This is a genomic window from Bacillota bacterium (assembly GCA_023511455.1).
Classification (GTDB): domain Bacteria; phylum Armatimonadota; class HRBIN16; order HRBIN16; family HRBIN16; genus HRBIN16.
The window spans coordinates 245,879-260,668 of the sequence record JAIMBJ010000001.1 but is presented as its reverse complement, the minus strand read 5'-3'; the positions used below and the strand labels follow the sequence as shown (position 1 = coordinate 260,668).

Annotated in this window: 13 protein-coding genes; 6 read left to right on the top strand and 7 right to left on the bottom strand. The window is 59.0% G+C overall.

The genetic code is table 11. The features are described from left to right. Position 1: 1 nt before the first annotated feature. On the bottom strand, positions 2 to 769 hold the full coding sequence (gene lgt / locus K6U75_01110; protein MCL6473641.1) for a prolipoprotein diacylglyceryl transferase: 768 nt from the start codon (positions 767 to 769) through the stop codon (positions 2 to 4). A gap of 205 nt (positions 770 to 974) precedes the next feature. On the opposite strand from lgt, the gene K6U75_01105 reads away from it, so the two are divergent. After that, positions 975 to 2,477: an ammonia-forming cytochrome c nitrite reductase subunit c552 gene (locus tag K6U75_01105; protein MCL6473640.1), complete on the top strand. Its 1,503-nt coding sequence runs from the start codon at positions 975 to 977 to the stop codon at positions 2,475 to 2,477. A 115-nt stretch (positions 2,478 to 2,592) separates the two neighbouring features. Here K6U75_01105 and ilvD read toward each other — a convergent pair whose 3' ends face one another. After that, positions 2,593 to 4,278 (bottom strand): dihydroxy-acid dehydratase, encoded by a 1,686-nt coding sequence (gene ilvD, locus K6U75_01100; protein ID MCL6473639.1) that lies wholly within the window; start codon positions 4,276 to 4,278, stop codon positions 2,593 to 2,595. Positions 4,279 to 4,373: 95 nt separating this feature from the next. On the opposite strand from ilvD, the gene K6U75_01095 reads away from it, so the two are divergent. After that, complete coding sequence (locus K6U75_01095; GenBank protein ID MCL6473638.1) at positions 4,374 to 5,030, top strand: Uma2 family endonuclease; 657 nt, start codon at positions 4,374 to 4,376, stop codon at positions 5,028 to 5,030. A 4-nt stretch (positions 5,031 to 5,034) separates the two neighbouring features. Here the strand turns inward: K6U75_01095 and K6U75_01090 are convergent, their stop codons facing one another. Next, positions 5,035 to 5,721, bottom strand: a complete 687-nt coding sequence (locus K6U75_01090) for a prepilin-type N-terminal cleavage/methylation domain-containing protein (protein ID MCL6473637.1) — start codon at positions 5,719 to 5,721, stop codon at positions 5,035 to 5,037. A 106-nt stretch (positions 5,722 to 5,827) separates the two neighbouring features. On the opposite strand from K6U75_01090, the gene K6U75_01085 reads away from it, so the two are divergent. From K6U75_01085 to K6U75_01075, 3 genes are all read left to right on the top strand, one after another. Continuing rightward, positions 5,828 to 6,847 carry a fatty acid desaturase gene (locus K6U75_01085; protein MCL6473636.1) on the top strand — a complete coding sequence of 340 codons (1,020 nt, stop codon included), beginning with the start codon at positions 5,828 to 5,830 and terminating at the stop codon, positions 6,845 to 6,847. A gap of 76 nt (positions 6,848 to 6,923) precedes the next feature. Then, positions 6,924 to 8,081 (top strand): VCBS repeat-containing protein, encoded by a 1,158-nt coding sequence (locus K6U75_01080; protein ID MCL6473635.1) that lies wholly within the window; start codon positions 6,924 to 6,926, stop codon positions 8,079 to 8,081. A 21-nt stretch (positions 8,082 to 8,102) separates the two neighbouring features. Then, positions 8,103 to 9,293 (top strand): hypothetical protein, encoded by a 1,191-nt coding sequence (locus tag K6U75_01075; GenBank protein ID MCL6473634.1) that lies wholly within the window; start codon positions 8,103 to 8,105, stop codon positions 9,291 to 9,293. A gap of 78 nt (positions 9,294 to 9,371) precedes the next feature. On the opposite strand, the gene K6U75_01070 is transcribed toward K6U75_01075, so the two are convergent. From K6U75_01070 to K6U75_01055, 4 genes are all read right to left on the bottom strand, one after another. Then, a complete protein-coding gene (locus tag K6U75_01070; protein ID MCL6473633.1) occupies positions 9,372 to 10,775 on the bottom strand; it encodes a phosphoglucomutase/phosphomannomutase family protein in 1,404 nt (467 codons plus the stop codon). 177 nt (positions 10,776 to 10,952) lie between these two features. Further along, entirely contained in the window at positions 10,953 to 11,984 is a 1,032-nt protein-coding gene (waaF, locus tag K6U75_01065) for a lipopolysaccharide heptosyltransferase II (GenBank protein ID MCL6473632.1), read from the bottom strand. Continuing rightward, positions 11,977 to 13,059 carry a lipopolysaccharide heptosyltransferase II gene (waaF, locus tag K6U75_01060; GenBank protein MCL6473631.1) on the bottom strand — a complete coding sequence of 361 codons (1,083 nt, stop codon included), beginning with the start codon at positions 13,057 to 13,059 and terminating at the stop codon, positions 11,977 to 11,979. The genes waaF (K6U75_01065) and waaF (K6U75_01060) overlap by 8 nt, the downstream gene beginning before the upstream one ends. Beyond that, positions 13,037 to 13,981, bottom strand: a complete 945-nt coding sequence (locus K6U75_01055) for a lysophospholipid acyltransferase family protein (protein ID MCL6473630.1) — start codon at positions 13,979 to 13,981, stop codon at positions 13,037 to 13,039. The genes waaF (K6U75_01060) and K6U75_01055 overlap by 23 nt, the downstream gene beginning before the upstream one ends. 157 nt (positions 13,982 to 14,138) lie before the next feature. Here K6U75_01055 and K6U75_01050 point away from each other — a divergent pair, with 157 nt between their 5' ends. Next, on the top strand, positions 14,139 to 14,786 hold the full coding sequence (locus K6U75_01050; GenBank protein MCL6473629.1) for a hypothetical protein: 648 nt from the start codon (positions 14,139 to 14,141) through the stop codon (positions 14,784 to 14,786). Positions 14,787 to 14,790: the final 4 nt, after the last annotated feature.

The following is a 14,790-nucleotide window of genomic DNA, read 5'->3' as shown; positions in this document are numbered from 1 at the left end:
ATCACGAAGTTCCGCTCCGCGAACGGCTTCTCCACCACATCCACCCGCCGACCAGCACCATGCCGATGCTCATCCACTGCGCTTCGGATAGCCCCAGCAGCCAGACGGTGGACGTCGCCCCGACGCGCCAGAACTCCACCACAAAGCGGTACAGCCCATACAGGGTCACGTACGCCCAGAACACTTTGCCGGTGGGATGAGGCGGTTTCTGCATTCGCGCCAGCAGCAAGAAAATCAGCAGGTTACTCGCCGAGGCATACAACTGCGTGGGGTGGCTCGGCGGCGTATGCACGTGCGGGTTGAAGGGGTCCTGAAAGGAACACGCCCACGGCAGGTCGGTGGGCACGCCGTAGCAACAGCCCCCCAGAAAACAACCGATGCGCCCCACCGCATACGCCAGCGCGACGCCTGGCGCCAGCACGTCGGCGACCCGCAGAAACGGAATGCCCTTGCGCCGGGCGATGAACGCTACCGCCAGGCCTCCCCCGATGACTCCGCCATGAAACGACAAACCGCCTTCCCAGAAGTACAGTGCATGGAGCGGCTCACGGGCAAAGCTGTCCCAGTCCAGCATGATGTACACCAAACGCGCCCCAATCGCCCCTGCCAGCGCGGTCAGCAGCACGAAGTCCAAAATCTGCTCCGCATCAATGCCATATCGGGGCGCCACCCGCATACTCCACCATACCGCGAGCGCGAACCCCAGTGCAATCATCACACCGTAAGAGCGGATTTGAAAACCACCCACCTGCCACAGAATCGGGTGCATCAGCGCCGTTCCACTCCATGCAAACCAACTATTGGGATTATACCATGCCAGCCGAAATCCGTCCAAAATTGGATGTTGAGGTTGAATTTAGTGAATAGATGTGTTATATTGTAGGTGTCGGAAGGGGCGATAGCTTCACTAAAAGAGGAGTTTTGGGTCTTTTGAACCGAAATTACATCAGGAGACCACACAGGGAGGTATCACCATGCGAAAGACACGATGGATGCTGTTCTCCACGACGATGATGGTCGCTATCGCCTGGGCAGTCGCTGCACGGGTGCAGCCTGAAGCCACAATGGCTAACTCGGTGCAGGCAAAGGAACAGTGTGCGGACTGTCACAGCGAGGTAGTCGACATCATGAAACAGCACGCCCACGCGGGGCTTGCCTGCTCGCAGTGCCACCCCAACGCCTTAGAGCATCAGAATGCGGATGACCCCACTGCAGTACTACCCGTCGTGGACTTCCGAACAGAGACGTGCGGGTCATGCCATAAGTTTCAGCACGAAACTTTCTTGATGAGTGAACCCGGCACACCAGGCGAGTTCGGCGGCACGCCCAAAGACCCCACAGAACATCCGAAGACCAACGATTTCCCACTGTACAACAAAATCGTTGCGGGACATGGCTTCACCAGAGAGTATAACGAAGACCGCTCGCACCGATACATCCTGCGCGACCACATCGATATCAAGCGCGGCAAAAATGTGGCGTGTCTCAACTGCAAATCCACACAGGTCGCCTACTACTGGGGCAAAGAGTGGAAAGGAGTCGAGCTGACTACTGATGGTGATGTGGTTGCCAAGTGGCAGGAAGCCATCAAACGAATCCCGCAAGAGATGCAGGATTACGGCATGTCCTGTGTGCACTGCCACAACCCGCACTCCGCGCAACTGCAAATTATCAACAAGGGACTCATCAACGCCATCGCCCGCGACGGTGTGAACCCCTACTGGAAGGAGCGCAACGTCAAAAGCTTCGCCAAAGCGGACAGGCAACAACAGGAGATTCTCCTGTGCGCACAATGCCATGTGGAATACGTTTGCGGACCCGGAGCCGACAAGAAGACACGCTTCGATTTCAGCTGGCGCAAGGCACGCGACCTGGATGAATACTACGCGAAGAGGCATAACTACCAGCAGGACTGGATTCATGAGATTATCAAGGAGCCGCTGATCAAGAGCCAGCATCCCGAAACGGAGACTTTCTGGGAGAGCAAGTATGAACGGGCTGGTGCCTCCTGCGTCACGTGCCACATGCCCAAAGTGAACGTGGACGGACGCTGGCTCACCTCGCACTGGGCGGTTTCGCCGTTGCGCTACATCGACAAATACATCAAGGGCGAAAAGCTGGGCGCATATCCATGTGGACAATGCCACACGGTCTCACCACAGCAGCTGCGCCAGCAAGTGCTGCGTGTCCAGCGGCACGTCAACGAGGCGCAAAAGCGCGTGCAGCAGGCACTCAGTGACAGCATTGACGCCATCGCCGCCGCGAAGAGCGCGAAAGAAGCGGGCAAAACTGTGGATGAGAACGCCCTGAAGGAAGCGGTGCGCCTGCACCAGCTGGCGCACGTGCGCTGGGAGAACCTCGTGGTCTCTGAAAACAGCATGGGCTTCCACAATCCCGAAGAGGTGATGAAAGAGCTGAACGAGGCGATGGACTACGCCCGCCAGGCGCAGATGAAGGCGACAATGGCGGTGAAATAACTCACACTTCTGGGGGGCGAGGCTGCTGCCGAGCCGTAAACTTCTCCCCGCCCGCGGGCACGTCGGGCGGGGATTCAGTCCATCACAAGGTTCGCCTTCCGGCGTTCAATGGATTTCAGGGCAATCGCAGAACTGCCCCTGTGCTTGCGCTGGTTGCCATCGCGGCGTAACGGCGCAGCCAGCCTTCGGGCACCTCGCGCTTCAAGGGCTTCCAGTTTTGCCGGCGGCGCGCCAGCTCCTCTTCGCTGACCTTGACCTCCAGTCGTCCCTCCGGGATGTTGATGGAGATGATGTCGCCTGGATGCAAAAACGCGATGGGTCCTCCCTCCGCCGCCTCGGGAGAGATGTGCCCGATGCACGCCCCCCGCGTGCCCCCAGAGAAACGTCCGTCAGTAATCAGCGCAACCTTGTCGCCGAGCCCCTGCCCCATGATATAGCTGGTCGGAGCGAGCATCTCCTGCATGCCTGGACCGCCCTTGGGACCCTCGTAGCGTATTACCACCACATCACCCGGCTTGACCTTACCGTTCAAAATGCCTTCGCAGGCCTCTTCCTGACTTTCGAAGATGACCGCCGGACCTTCAAACACCAGCGTCTTCGGGTCAACCCCTGCTGTCTTCACCACCGCTCCCTCTGGGGCAAGGTTGCCGAACAGCACCGTTATCCCACCTGTTTGCGAATATGCCCGTTCGACGGGACGGATGCATTCGGGATCTCGAATCCGCGCGTCGGCGATGTTCTCGCCCAGCGTCTTGCCAGTCACGGTCAGGCAGTCAGTATGTAACAAACCGTCGATGCGGGTTAGCTCCTTCAGTATCGCACTGATGCCCCCGGCGCGATCGACGTCCTCGATGTGGTAATGGCTGCTGGGTGCGACCTTACAGATGTTGGGAGTGCGTCTGGACAGTTCGTTGATGCGGTTCAGGTCGTAGTCGATGCCTGCCTCATGTGCGATGGCCAGCGTGTGCAGTATGGTATTCGTCGATCCACCCATCGCCATGTCCAGCACAAAGGCGTTGTCGATACTCTCCCGTGTGACGATGTCGCGCGGCTTGATGTCGCGTCGGATGAGCTCCATCAGCGCAAACGCCGCCCTGCGGAATAGCTCCACCCGTGCGGGATTGAGGTTGTCTCGTGTGCCTGCGAGAATAGTGCCGTTGCCGGGTAATGCCATGCCCAGCGCCTCGCTCAGGCAGTTCATCGAGTTGGCGGTAAACATGCCCGAACACGAGCCGCACGTCGGGCAACCGAAGTCTTCCAGAATCTTCAGGTCACGTTCGCTAATCTTGCCCGCTTTGTACGCACCGACGCCTTCGAACACCGAAATCAGGTCTACCACCCTTCCGTCGGGGGTCTTTCCCGCTGCCATCGGTCCGCCCGAGACGAACACGGTCGGAATGTTCAAGCGCATGGCTGCCATCAGCATCCCCGGCACAATCTTATCGCAGTTGGGAATGCAAATCATGCCGTCGAAGCAGTGCGCCCGTATCATTGTCTCGACCGAGTCGGCGATGAGCTCGCGGCTGGGCAGCGAATACTTCATGCCCAAGTGTCCCATGGCGATGCCGTCGTCCACGCCGATGGTGTTGAACTCGAAGGGCACGCCGCCTGCTTCGCGAACCGCCTGCTTCACGATTTCGCCCACCTTGTTCAGGTGTACGTGCCCCGGCACAATCTCCACGAAGGAGTTGCACACGGCAATGAAAGGCTTATCCATATCCTCGTCGCGCACACCAGTCGCCTTCAGCAGCGCGCGATGCGGGGCGCGGTCGAAACCCTTCTTAATCGTGTCACTGCGCATACGGTTCACCTCGCTCGATTTTTTAGGGTAGATAAAGGATACCACAAACGTAGGCGGATTGTCTCACCATATTCCCATGCTGACGACATGGTATAATGGGATTGTCTCACCTGCGAAGGAGGCTGAGGGCGTTGGCGAACGCTGAAACGGCAGCGCATACCACTGGGAAAATGTCCGTGGACGAGTTCTTGCAGTGGTTGGATGAAGACACTTGGGCAGAGTGGAAAAGCGGGGAGGTTATTGTATTGAGCCCGGCATCGCGTTCACACCAGCGACTGGTACACTTTCTGGCTGACCTGCTGGACGAGTGGGCGCAAAGAACCGATGGTGGCACTGTGCTTTTCGCACCGTTCCCTCTTAAACTGCACCTCCCCGACGGCAACATACGAGTGCGCGAACCAGACATCCTCTTCGTCAGGAAACAAAACGCCGCACGATTGCAGGAAACCTTTGCCGAAAGCCCTATCGACCTGGTGATAGAAGTGACCAGTGCAGAGAGCCGCGCTCGCGACCGGAGAGAAAAGTTCGCGGAATACGAAGCGGCGGGCATCGGTGAATACTGGATAATAGACCCGGAACGGCAGGAAGCCGAGTTTTATCAGCTTCAGCCAGACGGACGATTCGCACTGGCTCCCCCGGATGACACAGGCATTTACGAAAGCAGGCAGCTGCCCGGCTTTCGCCTGCGCGTGGACTGGCTCTGGCGCACTCCTCGACCCCGCCCAAGCCAGTTTCCCTCTTTTGGGGAATAGCGTCCTACTCCGTCCGAATATCGCGCAGCCACTTCACGTGCCCGTCCAGAAACAGACGGTTGCGCCCCCCGCGATGCACCGATTTGCCCCGCAGTTGGGCGGGAACAGTGGCGATGGTGCGCGGAAAGTAGGGGTCGACCATCAGCTCCACCTCCGCTAAGCTCTCGGGACGACCGTAGAAGGGGCTGGGGTTCGCTCGCAGGTCGGCAAGCGCCTGTTCCGGCGTCTTCCCCCAGAAGTTGTCCACTGGCGTCGGCACGTCGATGCGGTCGAACCGCCACATCCAGTATCGGGTGAACTGGTCGGGCGCGAACGCCTGCTTCACCTGCACCACTTCGCCCATCACGCTACCGCTCACGCTGGGACAACTCCAAACCCCAACGCTGCGCACATACGGCTCCAGCACCACTGCCGCCCAGCCACAGCGCGGGTCGGACGGCGGCCAGGACGTCCACGGACGGTAGCCCAGCGCCCGCTTCAGGTCGCGCCGGTCGGGTAGGTGTTCGTCGTAGTCCTGCAGGTACATCCAGAGCGCCTGCCCCACCTGTCGCATGTGCTGTATGCAAACACTCTGGCGTGCGCTTTCCCGCGCCTGCGCGAAGACGGGCAGCAAGATTGCCGCCAGCAAGGCAACAATCGCCACCACGACCAGAACTTCTATCAAGGTGAAAGCACGAAACCAACTGCGCATGTTCAGGATTATACCCGACTCGTCGTCACGTTTACCCCTTGCATTCCGCCCACAGAATGTGCCAGAATAAATAGCCTTCGAGCACAAAAAACCATAGGCGGAGCAAATGCAAGCAAGTTCGAACGACCTGAGGCAGTTGGGGGCGCAGTTGAAGCCCTATACGAAACCGATTACGTGGCGTAGCATCCTTCAGATACTGAACACCTTTCCTCCCTTCTTCCTGCTGTTTTACCTTTCCAGTCGGGCACTGGAAACACACTGGGCGTTGACCATTCCTCTCAATCTACTTGGCGGGCTGTTTCTGGTGCGCATCTTCATCCTGCAGCACGATGCCGGACACGGCTCGTTCTTCCTCAAACGCGCTGCCAACACTGTGCTGGGCTTCTTCTCGAGCATCCTTACGATGGTGCCGTATGCCGCATGGCAATACACCCACGCGGTACATCACTCCACCAGCGGTAACCTGGACAAACGCGGCACGGGAGATGTCTACACCATGACCGTGCAGGAGTACCTGCACGCCACTCCGTGGCAGCGGTGGCGGTATCGTCTCTTTCGGCATCCACTGACGCTGTATCTGCTGGGACCCTTCGCCCTGTTCATGATAGGCTACCGTATCCCCATGGGCGTCTCGCGGCGCAGGCCTGCGCTGCTGCGAAGCATCCTGTATACCAACCTCGGCATCGCGGCATACATCGCCGCCATCGTCGCGCTGTTCGGCTGGAAGACGCTGTGGTTCGTGTATTTGCCCATCCAGTTCGTCGCAGGAGCCGTCGGCATCTTCCTCTTCTACGTGCAACACCAGTTCGAAGACAGCTACTGGGAGCGTGACCCGCGCTGGGAGTTCCTCAAAGCGGGGCTGGAGGGAGCTTCCTATCTGCGCCTGCCCAGAGTGTTGCAGTGGCTGTCGGGCAACATCGGCTTCCACCACGTGCATCACCTCGCGCCGCGCATCCCCAACTATCTTCTGGAGAAAGCCTATCGCGAGATACCCGCCCTGCAAAACGCGCCTACCCTCACGCTGAAGGACGCCCTGCAGGTGGCGGTGGCAGACCTGCACCTGTACGACGAGGAGCGCAAGCACCTGGTGGGCTTTCGAGATGTCGCGCCGTTGCTACAGCGGTAAGGCGCACCGATAAAAAGGAAATCGCAGGTTGCAGGCGAAACCACAAACTAACCCGTTTCGCTTCCGGGAGATAACCATGATCTCACCAACTTTTCGCTGGAAGCACCTCTCCAGTGCGAAGGGCGACCTGCCCGTGCCGCCTGGTTCCGACCAGCAGACGCTTTGTCTGGTGGGCGACGTCGATCGGGATGGACGCGCGGATATCCTTATCGGCTGTCGAAACGCACGACCCGCACTGGTGTGGTACCGGCAGGAAACGCTGGGCAAATGGCGCGTATATCTGGTGGAAGCCGACGCCATTCCGCTGGAGGCAGGAGGCGCCCTGGCAGATATCGACGGCGATGGAGATTTAGACATCGTGGCAGGCGGAGACTATCGCCACGACGCCGTCTACTGGTGGGAAAACCCTTACCCGCACTACGCACCCGATAAACCCTGGAAACGCCACCTTATCAAAAGCGGACTGGGAAACCAGCACCACGACCAGATTTTCGGCGACTTCGACGGTGACGGCAAGCTCGAGCTGGTCTTCTGGAATCAGGGAGCGGGCAAGCTGTTCTGGGCGCCCATACCGAAAGACCCCCGTGCTGGAGAGTGGCAGCGATACGTCGTTTTTGAAGGCGCTGGCGAAGGTCTGGCAAAGGCAGATATCGACGGGGATGGACGTGAGGAGATTCTCGCCGGCGGAAGATGGTTCGACTACGAGAAAGGCAGATGGACACACGCGCTGATAGACCCCGCCCAGAGCCATCCGAGGATTGTGGCGGCGGATTTCGACGGCGACAGGCGCGTGGAGGTCGTGATGGTACCCGGAGACGCGAACGGCAGGCTGATGCTTTACCGTTTTCAGGAGGACCCGCGGCGCTCCGAAAACTGGCACGGCGAGGACCTGCTGAAAACAGAGGTGATACATGGTCACACACTAGAGGTCGCCGATTTCAACCGCGATGGGAGACCCGACCTCTTCTGCGCCGAGATGCGCCGCTGGACTGCCGGTGACGACAACCCCCAGGCACGCGCTTGGGTGCTTTTGAACAACGGCAGCGGAGGATTTACGCCGGTAGAGGTCTTGCGGGGGCACGACTGGCACGAAGGGCGCGTGACCGACATGGACGGCGACGGCTATCCGGACCTGGTGTGCAAACCCTATAACTGGCAAACTCCCCGTCTCGATATCTGGCTGATGAGCAATCAGCCTACGGAAGCCTCGCGCAGAAAAGCATCGTTTCGGTGAAAACCGACTGGAAGATGAGCGGTGAATGTTCGGCAGTATCTACAAAACACCTGTGTCGGCTGGCAGCTGAAAGCGCATCTCTTTTCCTTCATATTCCGTGAAGAGCGTTGGCAAAAGCAGATGTTGCCAGAATGGATAAAGCGGGTAGCAGATTTGCTGAACAGGCTGCCCCCAGAGCAAGCTTGCCGAGAGATCTCCACGATATTTGTCGGTGTGCCAGCACATGCAGCTGGCTCACTGGCGCGTCGGGTAGCGGACCTCATCGTTCAGGACAAAGAAACACTGCTGTATGTCGCTGACTTTCTCTCATATCACGAGCAAGTTGACGAAGCACAAACGCTTGTTTGGAGAGGCATTCGCCTTTACGAAACCGATACGGATGTGTGGGAAAGCGCGTTTAAGATTAGTTTGAGAAGCGTGTTGTACTCGACACCCTTTCCTGAATGGCGGCGCGCTTACGTACGCTATCAGTATCTTGTTGCGAACGCACCTCCACAGATCCGAGACCATCCTTCCATCGCCCCCTACCTGTTATTCAGTGGGGAAAAAACACGGCACCTGTCCGAACTACCTGCTATCTGTCTTTTGTTCTGGCAGTCAGGAATGGTCGAAAGGGCTCGGGAGTGGCTGGGCAGGTGGTGGAATGCGTTGCGAACGCAAAATGTGGTCCCCGACGCCGCTCTGCGCGTGGCGGTGTGGTATATGCTGGGGTTAGGAATGTTCGCCGAAGCGGCAACCGACTCGTTAGCACGAGAACCGTTGACCGACCTGGTTGTTATCGCCAAATGGTTTGATGGCTCGCCCTTACCACATCCTGAAAAAGGTTCTAAGGCGCACGCCCTGCACATGTTCATTCGGTGGTCAGAGTATCTGATGGAGAGGCGTCGTCCGCCTCTCTCTACGGTTTGGCGGTCATTATGGCTTGCACAAGGTCAAGATCAGGTGTTCGTCAGTCAGATGCTTCTGACGGCTACCTTTGGGTTGCACAAACACAGGCGGCGTCGGAATTTCATGTGCCGGCTCGAGAGGTCTCGCGTCGAGTGGTTTTTGCCTTACTTACATCTGCTGTGTATTGCCACCGCCCGGCTCGGGTGGGAGGCGGAAACGCGGTTTCTCTGGCAACGAATCAGTGCGTTTGACGTGGCGTATCCGCGGAAGGAGGAGCTGCACCGATTTTTGCGCCAGAGTCTGCCCACAACCGAGCTGGAGTAGTACAGCGTCGGCGCCCCCAGTATCGGGCGAAGACAGACGGTTTGCACGGCATGGGCGCCGTTCGTGTCACCCGCACCTCTACCCCACCAGCTTTTGCATCGCCGCTTTCAGCCCGTTCAGAACCTCTTCATCGTGCGCCTCGATGTAGCACCGTATCAACGGCTCGGTACCCGATGGGCGCACTAACACCCATGCATCATCCTCCAGCAGCAGTTTCACGCCGTCTATCGAGTTCGTACTGACCACGTGCAGTCCATTCAGGCTGGCAGGAGGCTCTTCGCGAAAACGACGCATCAGTTCCCCCTTGCGCGCTTCATCCACATGCAGGTCGATGCGCTGCGTGCGGTACTCTCCCGTCTGCTGCGCCAGCTGCGCCAGTGCCTGCTTGAGTGTTACGCCTTCCTTCGCCACCATCTCCGCCATCAGCAGGTCGGCGAGGATACCGTCCTTCTCGGGGATGTGCCCGATGACGCTCAGTCCCCCGCTCTCCTCACCGCCCACCAGCGCGCCCGTCCGCGCCATCGTGCTGCCCACCCACTTGAAGCCGACAGGCGTCTCGTGCACGGTGATACTGCCGTAGCTGCGAGCCAGGGCGTCGATCTGGTGTGTGGTGGCTACGGTACGCACCACGTGCCCCTCGCCCGGCTTTAATTTGTGCAGCAGATACCATAGCGTCAATACAATCACCTGATTGGCGGTAATCATCTCGCCGTCCGCGTCCACCACGCCGAAGCGGTCAGCATCACCGTCGGTGGACAACCCCAGATGCGCCCCGGTTGCCCGTACACGCTCGCCGAGCAACTGCAGGTTTTGAGGGTTCGGGTCGGGCAGCGAGCCGCCGAAAGCGGGATTCCGCTCGCCTTTAATAGTTTCCACCTGAGCACCCACCTCGCGCAGGAAGCCGTCGACATATCCTCGCCCGGTCGCATACAGCGGGTCGTAGACCACCTTCAACCCTGCCAGCGCGCGGGTGTCCAGCAGTTGATGCAGGTGCGCGAAGTAGTCGGGGCGCGGGTCTACTGTCTGCTTCAGCGAGGGTTTCCCGTCGCGTTTCACGGACGTGGGGTTCTGGAGACAGTAGGCGATTTGCTCCTCGATGGCGTCGGTCGTTTCCGGCAAGGCAGGATGGCATGTCTCCGGGATAAACTTGATACCGTTATACTGGGGCGGATTGTGTGAGGCGGTCAGCATCACCGCACCCGCAAGCCCCTTAGCCCTGATGGTGTACACGGTAACTGGCGTGGGCGTGTCGCGGTCGGTGACCAGTGCCGGAATGCCATTGGCGGTGAGCACGTCCGCAATCAGGTCGGCGAACAGGTCGGACAGTAAGCGGGCATCGTAGCCGATGACCACGCCGCGTTCCCAGCCGTTGCGCGACTTGACATAGTTGGCGATGGCTTGCGCCACCACAGCCACATTGTCAAAGGTAAACTCGCGCGCCATAACGGCACGCCAGCCATCGGTGCCGAATTTGATAGACACGTTCAATATGTGTACCTCCTGTGTCAATGTCAGTGTTTAACTTGTCATCCTACATGTCATTCTGAGCGAAGCGAAGAATCCCGGAGACCCTTCGCTAACGCTCAGGGTGACAACAGTGAGCTGCGCCGCTAGCGCTGGGCATGACCGGTTAGTGCTCGATGCCTGCCTTTTCCTTCATTATTCACGTCTGGTGCGCGGCGGTTTCACACCCAGCACCTCGTGCGCCGCCTGTAGCACATCTTCTTCTTTCACGGCGTACAGGTGCTGATGTATCAGTTCCTGCGTTGGGCGTACCCCTTCCGGCAAGGGCACGGCTAGCGCACGGTGGCAGTCGTGGTTGTGCGCCCACCGCTGGAACTTGTGCGGTGCGAATATCGCCACCGTTGGCGTGCCCAAAGCCACCGCCGCATGCATCATGCCCGTGTCGTTACCGATAAGCAGGTCTACCTCTGCCAGCAGTGCCAGCGCCTCGCGCAGGCTGGTACGCCCCACCATGTTCAATGCGCCGTCTTTGAACGACGCCGCTACCTGCTCCGCCACATCCTGCTCGTTATTCGCCCCCAGCAGGATAACCTGAAAACCGTACTCCCTCTGCAGCTGCTGTGCCACCCAGATGAACCCTTCGGTACGCCAGCGTTTGACGTATGCATCGTTTGCTCCGGGTTGTACCAATAGTATCGGTACGCTAAGGTCTATCCCTTCCTTCGTCAGCCGCTCACGTATAGCCTCGCGTTCCTCTGGGGTTACCCACAGTTCCAGGTGCGTACCCTGAGCTGGCGCGCCGCACGCCTCCGCCACGTCCAGCAGGTGCAGAATCTCGTGTTTGGGAGGCTCGTAGGGCACTCGCCGTGTCAGCAGGAAGCCTCTGCCTTCGGTTTCGAAGCCCACTCGCTGGGGGATCCTTGCCATAAATGCCAGCACCGCGCTGCTAAGCGAACGGTTGAACAGCACCGCCAGGTCGTACCCCTTCCGGCGCAGTACGCGCCACATCTCGATGTCCACCCGGCGACGCGCCGCAACCGGACGCGCCAGATACTCATGCACATACGGACAGCCGCGCAGCAGCTCTCCCGCCGCCGGATTCGACAACAGCGCGATGTGCGCCTGCGGATAGCGTGCTGCCAGAGCGCGCATCGCAGGAACCGCCACAATGGTATCACCCAGATAGCGGGACTTGGTGACCATCAAAATGCGTCGGACATCAGACATGGGTCGTTACCTCCAGCAGAGTGCGTTCCACCATTCGCATCACTTCCGAAACCGTTATCATGTCCATACAGTCGGAGTGTTCACGGCGAGGCCTGTGACCATTGCACACCGGACACTCGTGCTTGTGGGTGATTAGCCGGTGCTCTTGCCCATAGGGCGCGGTGCGCACATGGTTAGTGGGACCATACAACCCGATGACCGGTTTACCCAGTGCGACAGAGATGTGCGCGGAGCCGGTATCTCCGCAGAGATGTACGATGCTCCTGCGCAAGATGGCAGCGAGCTCTTTCAGGTTTGTCCTGCCCACCATATCGGCAAAGGATACGGAGGTTCGAGAATGAATGTCCTCCGCCAGCGGGCGGTCCGCTTTGCTCCCCACCAGCACCACCGGCAAACGATAGTGACGGTCTATCTCGGTGATAAGGTCTGCCCATCGCTCGGTGCGCCAGCGTTTGAACGGCTGACCTGCCGACGGGTTGATGGAGATGAAACCTTCTGGCGGAGAGATGCCCGCTTCCTTCAGGAGATGGCAAACCCTTTCCTCCGCCTCCGTCGGAATAAACAGCGGAAACTCCACCCGCTCCGTTTCTGCGCCCAGATAGCGCGCCACGTCCAGATACTCCTGCACCGCGTGTTTGCTGGTGGGCTCTTTCGGCACCACGCGGTTGAACAGCCATGCCCCCTCGCGTTGCCAGTGGTAGCCGATACGAACCGGTGCCCCCGTGAGCCACGCCACCACCGCGCTCTTCAGCAAGCCCTGCAGGTCTATCGTCAGCTGGAAGTGCCGGGAGCGCAACACGCCCACTATCCGCTGCATCTCCTGCCACACGCGGTGATGCCACGCCCCATGCCGCCATGCTTTCCCGGGGATGGCGATGACCTCATGTAAATAAGGGTTTCCCGTCACCATCTCGGCGCAGCGCTCCTCCACAATCCAGCTGATTTGCAAATGGGGGAAACTGCGCTTGAGGGCTGCAGACACAGGCAAAGCGTGCACCACATCGCCGATGGAGCTCAGCTTCACAATCGCTACCCGCTCGATACTGTGCAAATCAACTTGCCGTGCTCGTTGCATGTACCTCCTCCGGTGGGCGTGTTTTCCAGCGATTGTGCAGCCACAGCCATTGCGATGGGTATTTTCGCACCTGTTGCTCGATAAGCGCGGTAATGTGTGCCATCGTGTCGGTTACATCGCGTTCCTTATCACCAGAAGGCTGAACCACAAAAGGCGGTAGCATCTCAAACAGATAGGTATTATCCGGCTGGCGGGTGCAAAACACTGGCAGAATCGGCGCGCCACTGCGCAACGCAAGCAAGGCAGGTCCCGCCACAGTGCCTGCCAGCCTGCCGAAAAACGGTACAAACACGTCGCCCGCGTTCTGGTCGGGAAGCAGTGCAACCAGCTCGTTGCGTTTCAACGCCTGCAGGACCGCGCGCACCGCCTGTCCTCTGGGGAACACACGGTATCCGCCCTGCTCGCGGATGCGATTGACCAGCACGGCGGTTGCCGAATCGTCGGCGTCACGCGCAACCACGTTCAGCACATAACCTTTACACTGGGTGAGGTACCGCGCGGCGATTTCCCAGTTGCCGTAGTGAGCGGTGATAATGAGCGTGCCTTTACCCTGCTGCACACACCACCGCAAATGCTCTTCGCCCAGCAGGGTCACCATGCGGCGCAAATCGTCTGGCGACAAACCGTCCCCCACCAGAAACTCCATCAGCGACTTGGCGAAATGGATAAACACCTGTTCCACTAACCGACGCCGCTCCCCATCGGACAAAGACTCGCCATACGCCATCTGCAGGTTGCGATCGGCGACCATACGATACCGCCGCGACAGCCGATACGCCAGTCGCCCCAGCCGCTCACCTATCCTGTACAGCACAGGTAGAGGCGTACGCTTCCCCATGTAGTGCAACCCCAACAGAGCCATCCGCCCGGCGAAGCCGCTCATGCGCTTGAGTAACCCCGCTCGCCTCTGCAGCGGTTGCACAGACCCTGCCGAATTCGCGCGTTGCCCGTTTCCTTTGTCCATTCTGGGTATTATGATACCCCTGCCGGGGCGAAACGGCAAGGGCAGAAGGGGATAAAAGATCCCGTGACGAAGATATTACAGACCCAATCACATTTTGTGAGGAGGATAATCTACCATGAAGAAGGTGTTTGCCATTGCCATCTGCGCGGTGTGTGCGCTGCCCGTTCTGGCGCAAAGCACCATCCTGCCCTCGCGCAGCAGCACCATCTTTGGTCCCACGGGCTTGTTCAGCGTGCCAACCGCCGATGTGTTGACCGCCCGAAAGTTTCAAATAGGTACGCACTTTGGACGCGACCTGAGCACGGTGGCAGTAAACGCAGGCATCGCGAACTTCGTGGAGATAGGCGTTGCCTATCTGGACCGCGATGATGCAGACAACCGCTCCATTGCCAGCGGCAAAGTGCAGTTCATTCCCACCGGCTTTGAGAATTTGAAAATCGGCGTGGGAGTGATAGATATCGCCAAGTCGGTGGAGCGAACAGGCTACATCATGGTGACCACCCGCGCAAAGGTTCCGGTGGAGGTGGAAGACACCGTATCGCAACTCATCTTACATGCCGGTTACGGTACGGGCTTGTTCCGCGAGAAGATTATCGGCGGTGCAGAGGGTGTGATCAACGGAAAGTGGCGCGTTATTCTGGAGTACGATGGGGACAACGTTAACGGCGGCTTGCGCTACAGCCACGATGAGTATCTGCGCTTGCAAGCTGGCATCCTGCGCAACCAGTTGTTCTTCAGCGCGGGCTACACCATGGAGTTCTAATCCT

Coding starts and splice junctions, on each gene's coding strand:
- waaF (MCL6473632.1), bottom strand. CDS start 11,984: ATGTCTGATGTCCGACGCATTTTGATGGTCACCAAGTCCCGCTATCTG.
- K6U75_01095 (MCL6473638.1), top strand. CDS start 4,374: ATGGGATTGTCTCACCTGCGAAGGAGGCTGAGGGCGTTGGCGAACGCT.
- waaF (MCL6473631.1), bottom strand. CDS start 13,059: ATGCAACGAGCACGGCAAGTTGATTTGCACAGTATCGAGCGGGTAGCG.
- K6U75_01085 (MCL6473636.1), top strand. CDS start 5,828: ATGCAAGCAAGTTCGAACGACCTGAGGCAGTTGGGGGCGCAGTTGAAG.
- K6U75_01105 (MCL6473640.1), top strand. CDS start 975: ATGCGAAAGACACGATGGATGCTGTTCTCCACGACGATGATGGTCGCT.
- ilvD (MCL6473639.1), bottom strand. CDS start 4,278: ATGCGCAGTGACACGATTAAGAAGGGTTTCGACCGCGCCCCGCATCGC.
- K6U75_01050 (MCL6473629.1), top strand. CDS start 14,139: ATGAAGAAGGTGTTTGCCATTGCCATCTGCGCGGTGTGTGCGCTGCCC.
- lgt (MCL6473641.1), bottom strand. CDS start 769: ATGCACCCGATTCTGTGGCAGGTGGGTGGTTTTCAAATCCGCTCTTAC.
- K6U75_01080 (MCL6473635.1), top strand. CDS start 6,924: ATGATCTCACCAACTTTTCGCTGGAAGCACCTCTCCAGTGCGAAGGGC.
- K6U75_01090 (MCL6473637.1), bottom strand. CDS start 5,721: ATGCGCAGTTGGTTTCGTGCTTTCACCTTGATAGAAGTTCTGGTCGTG.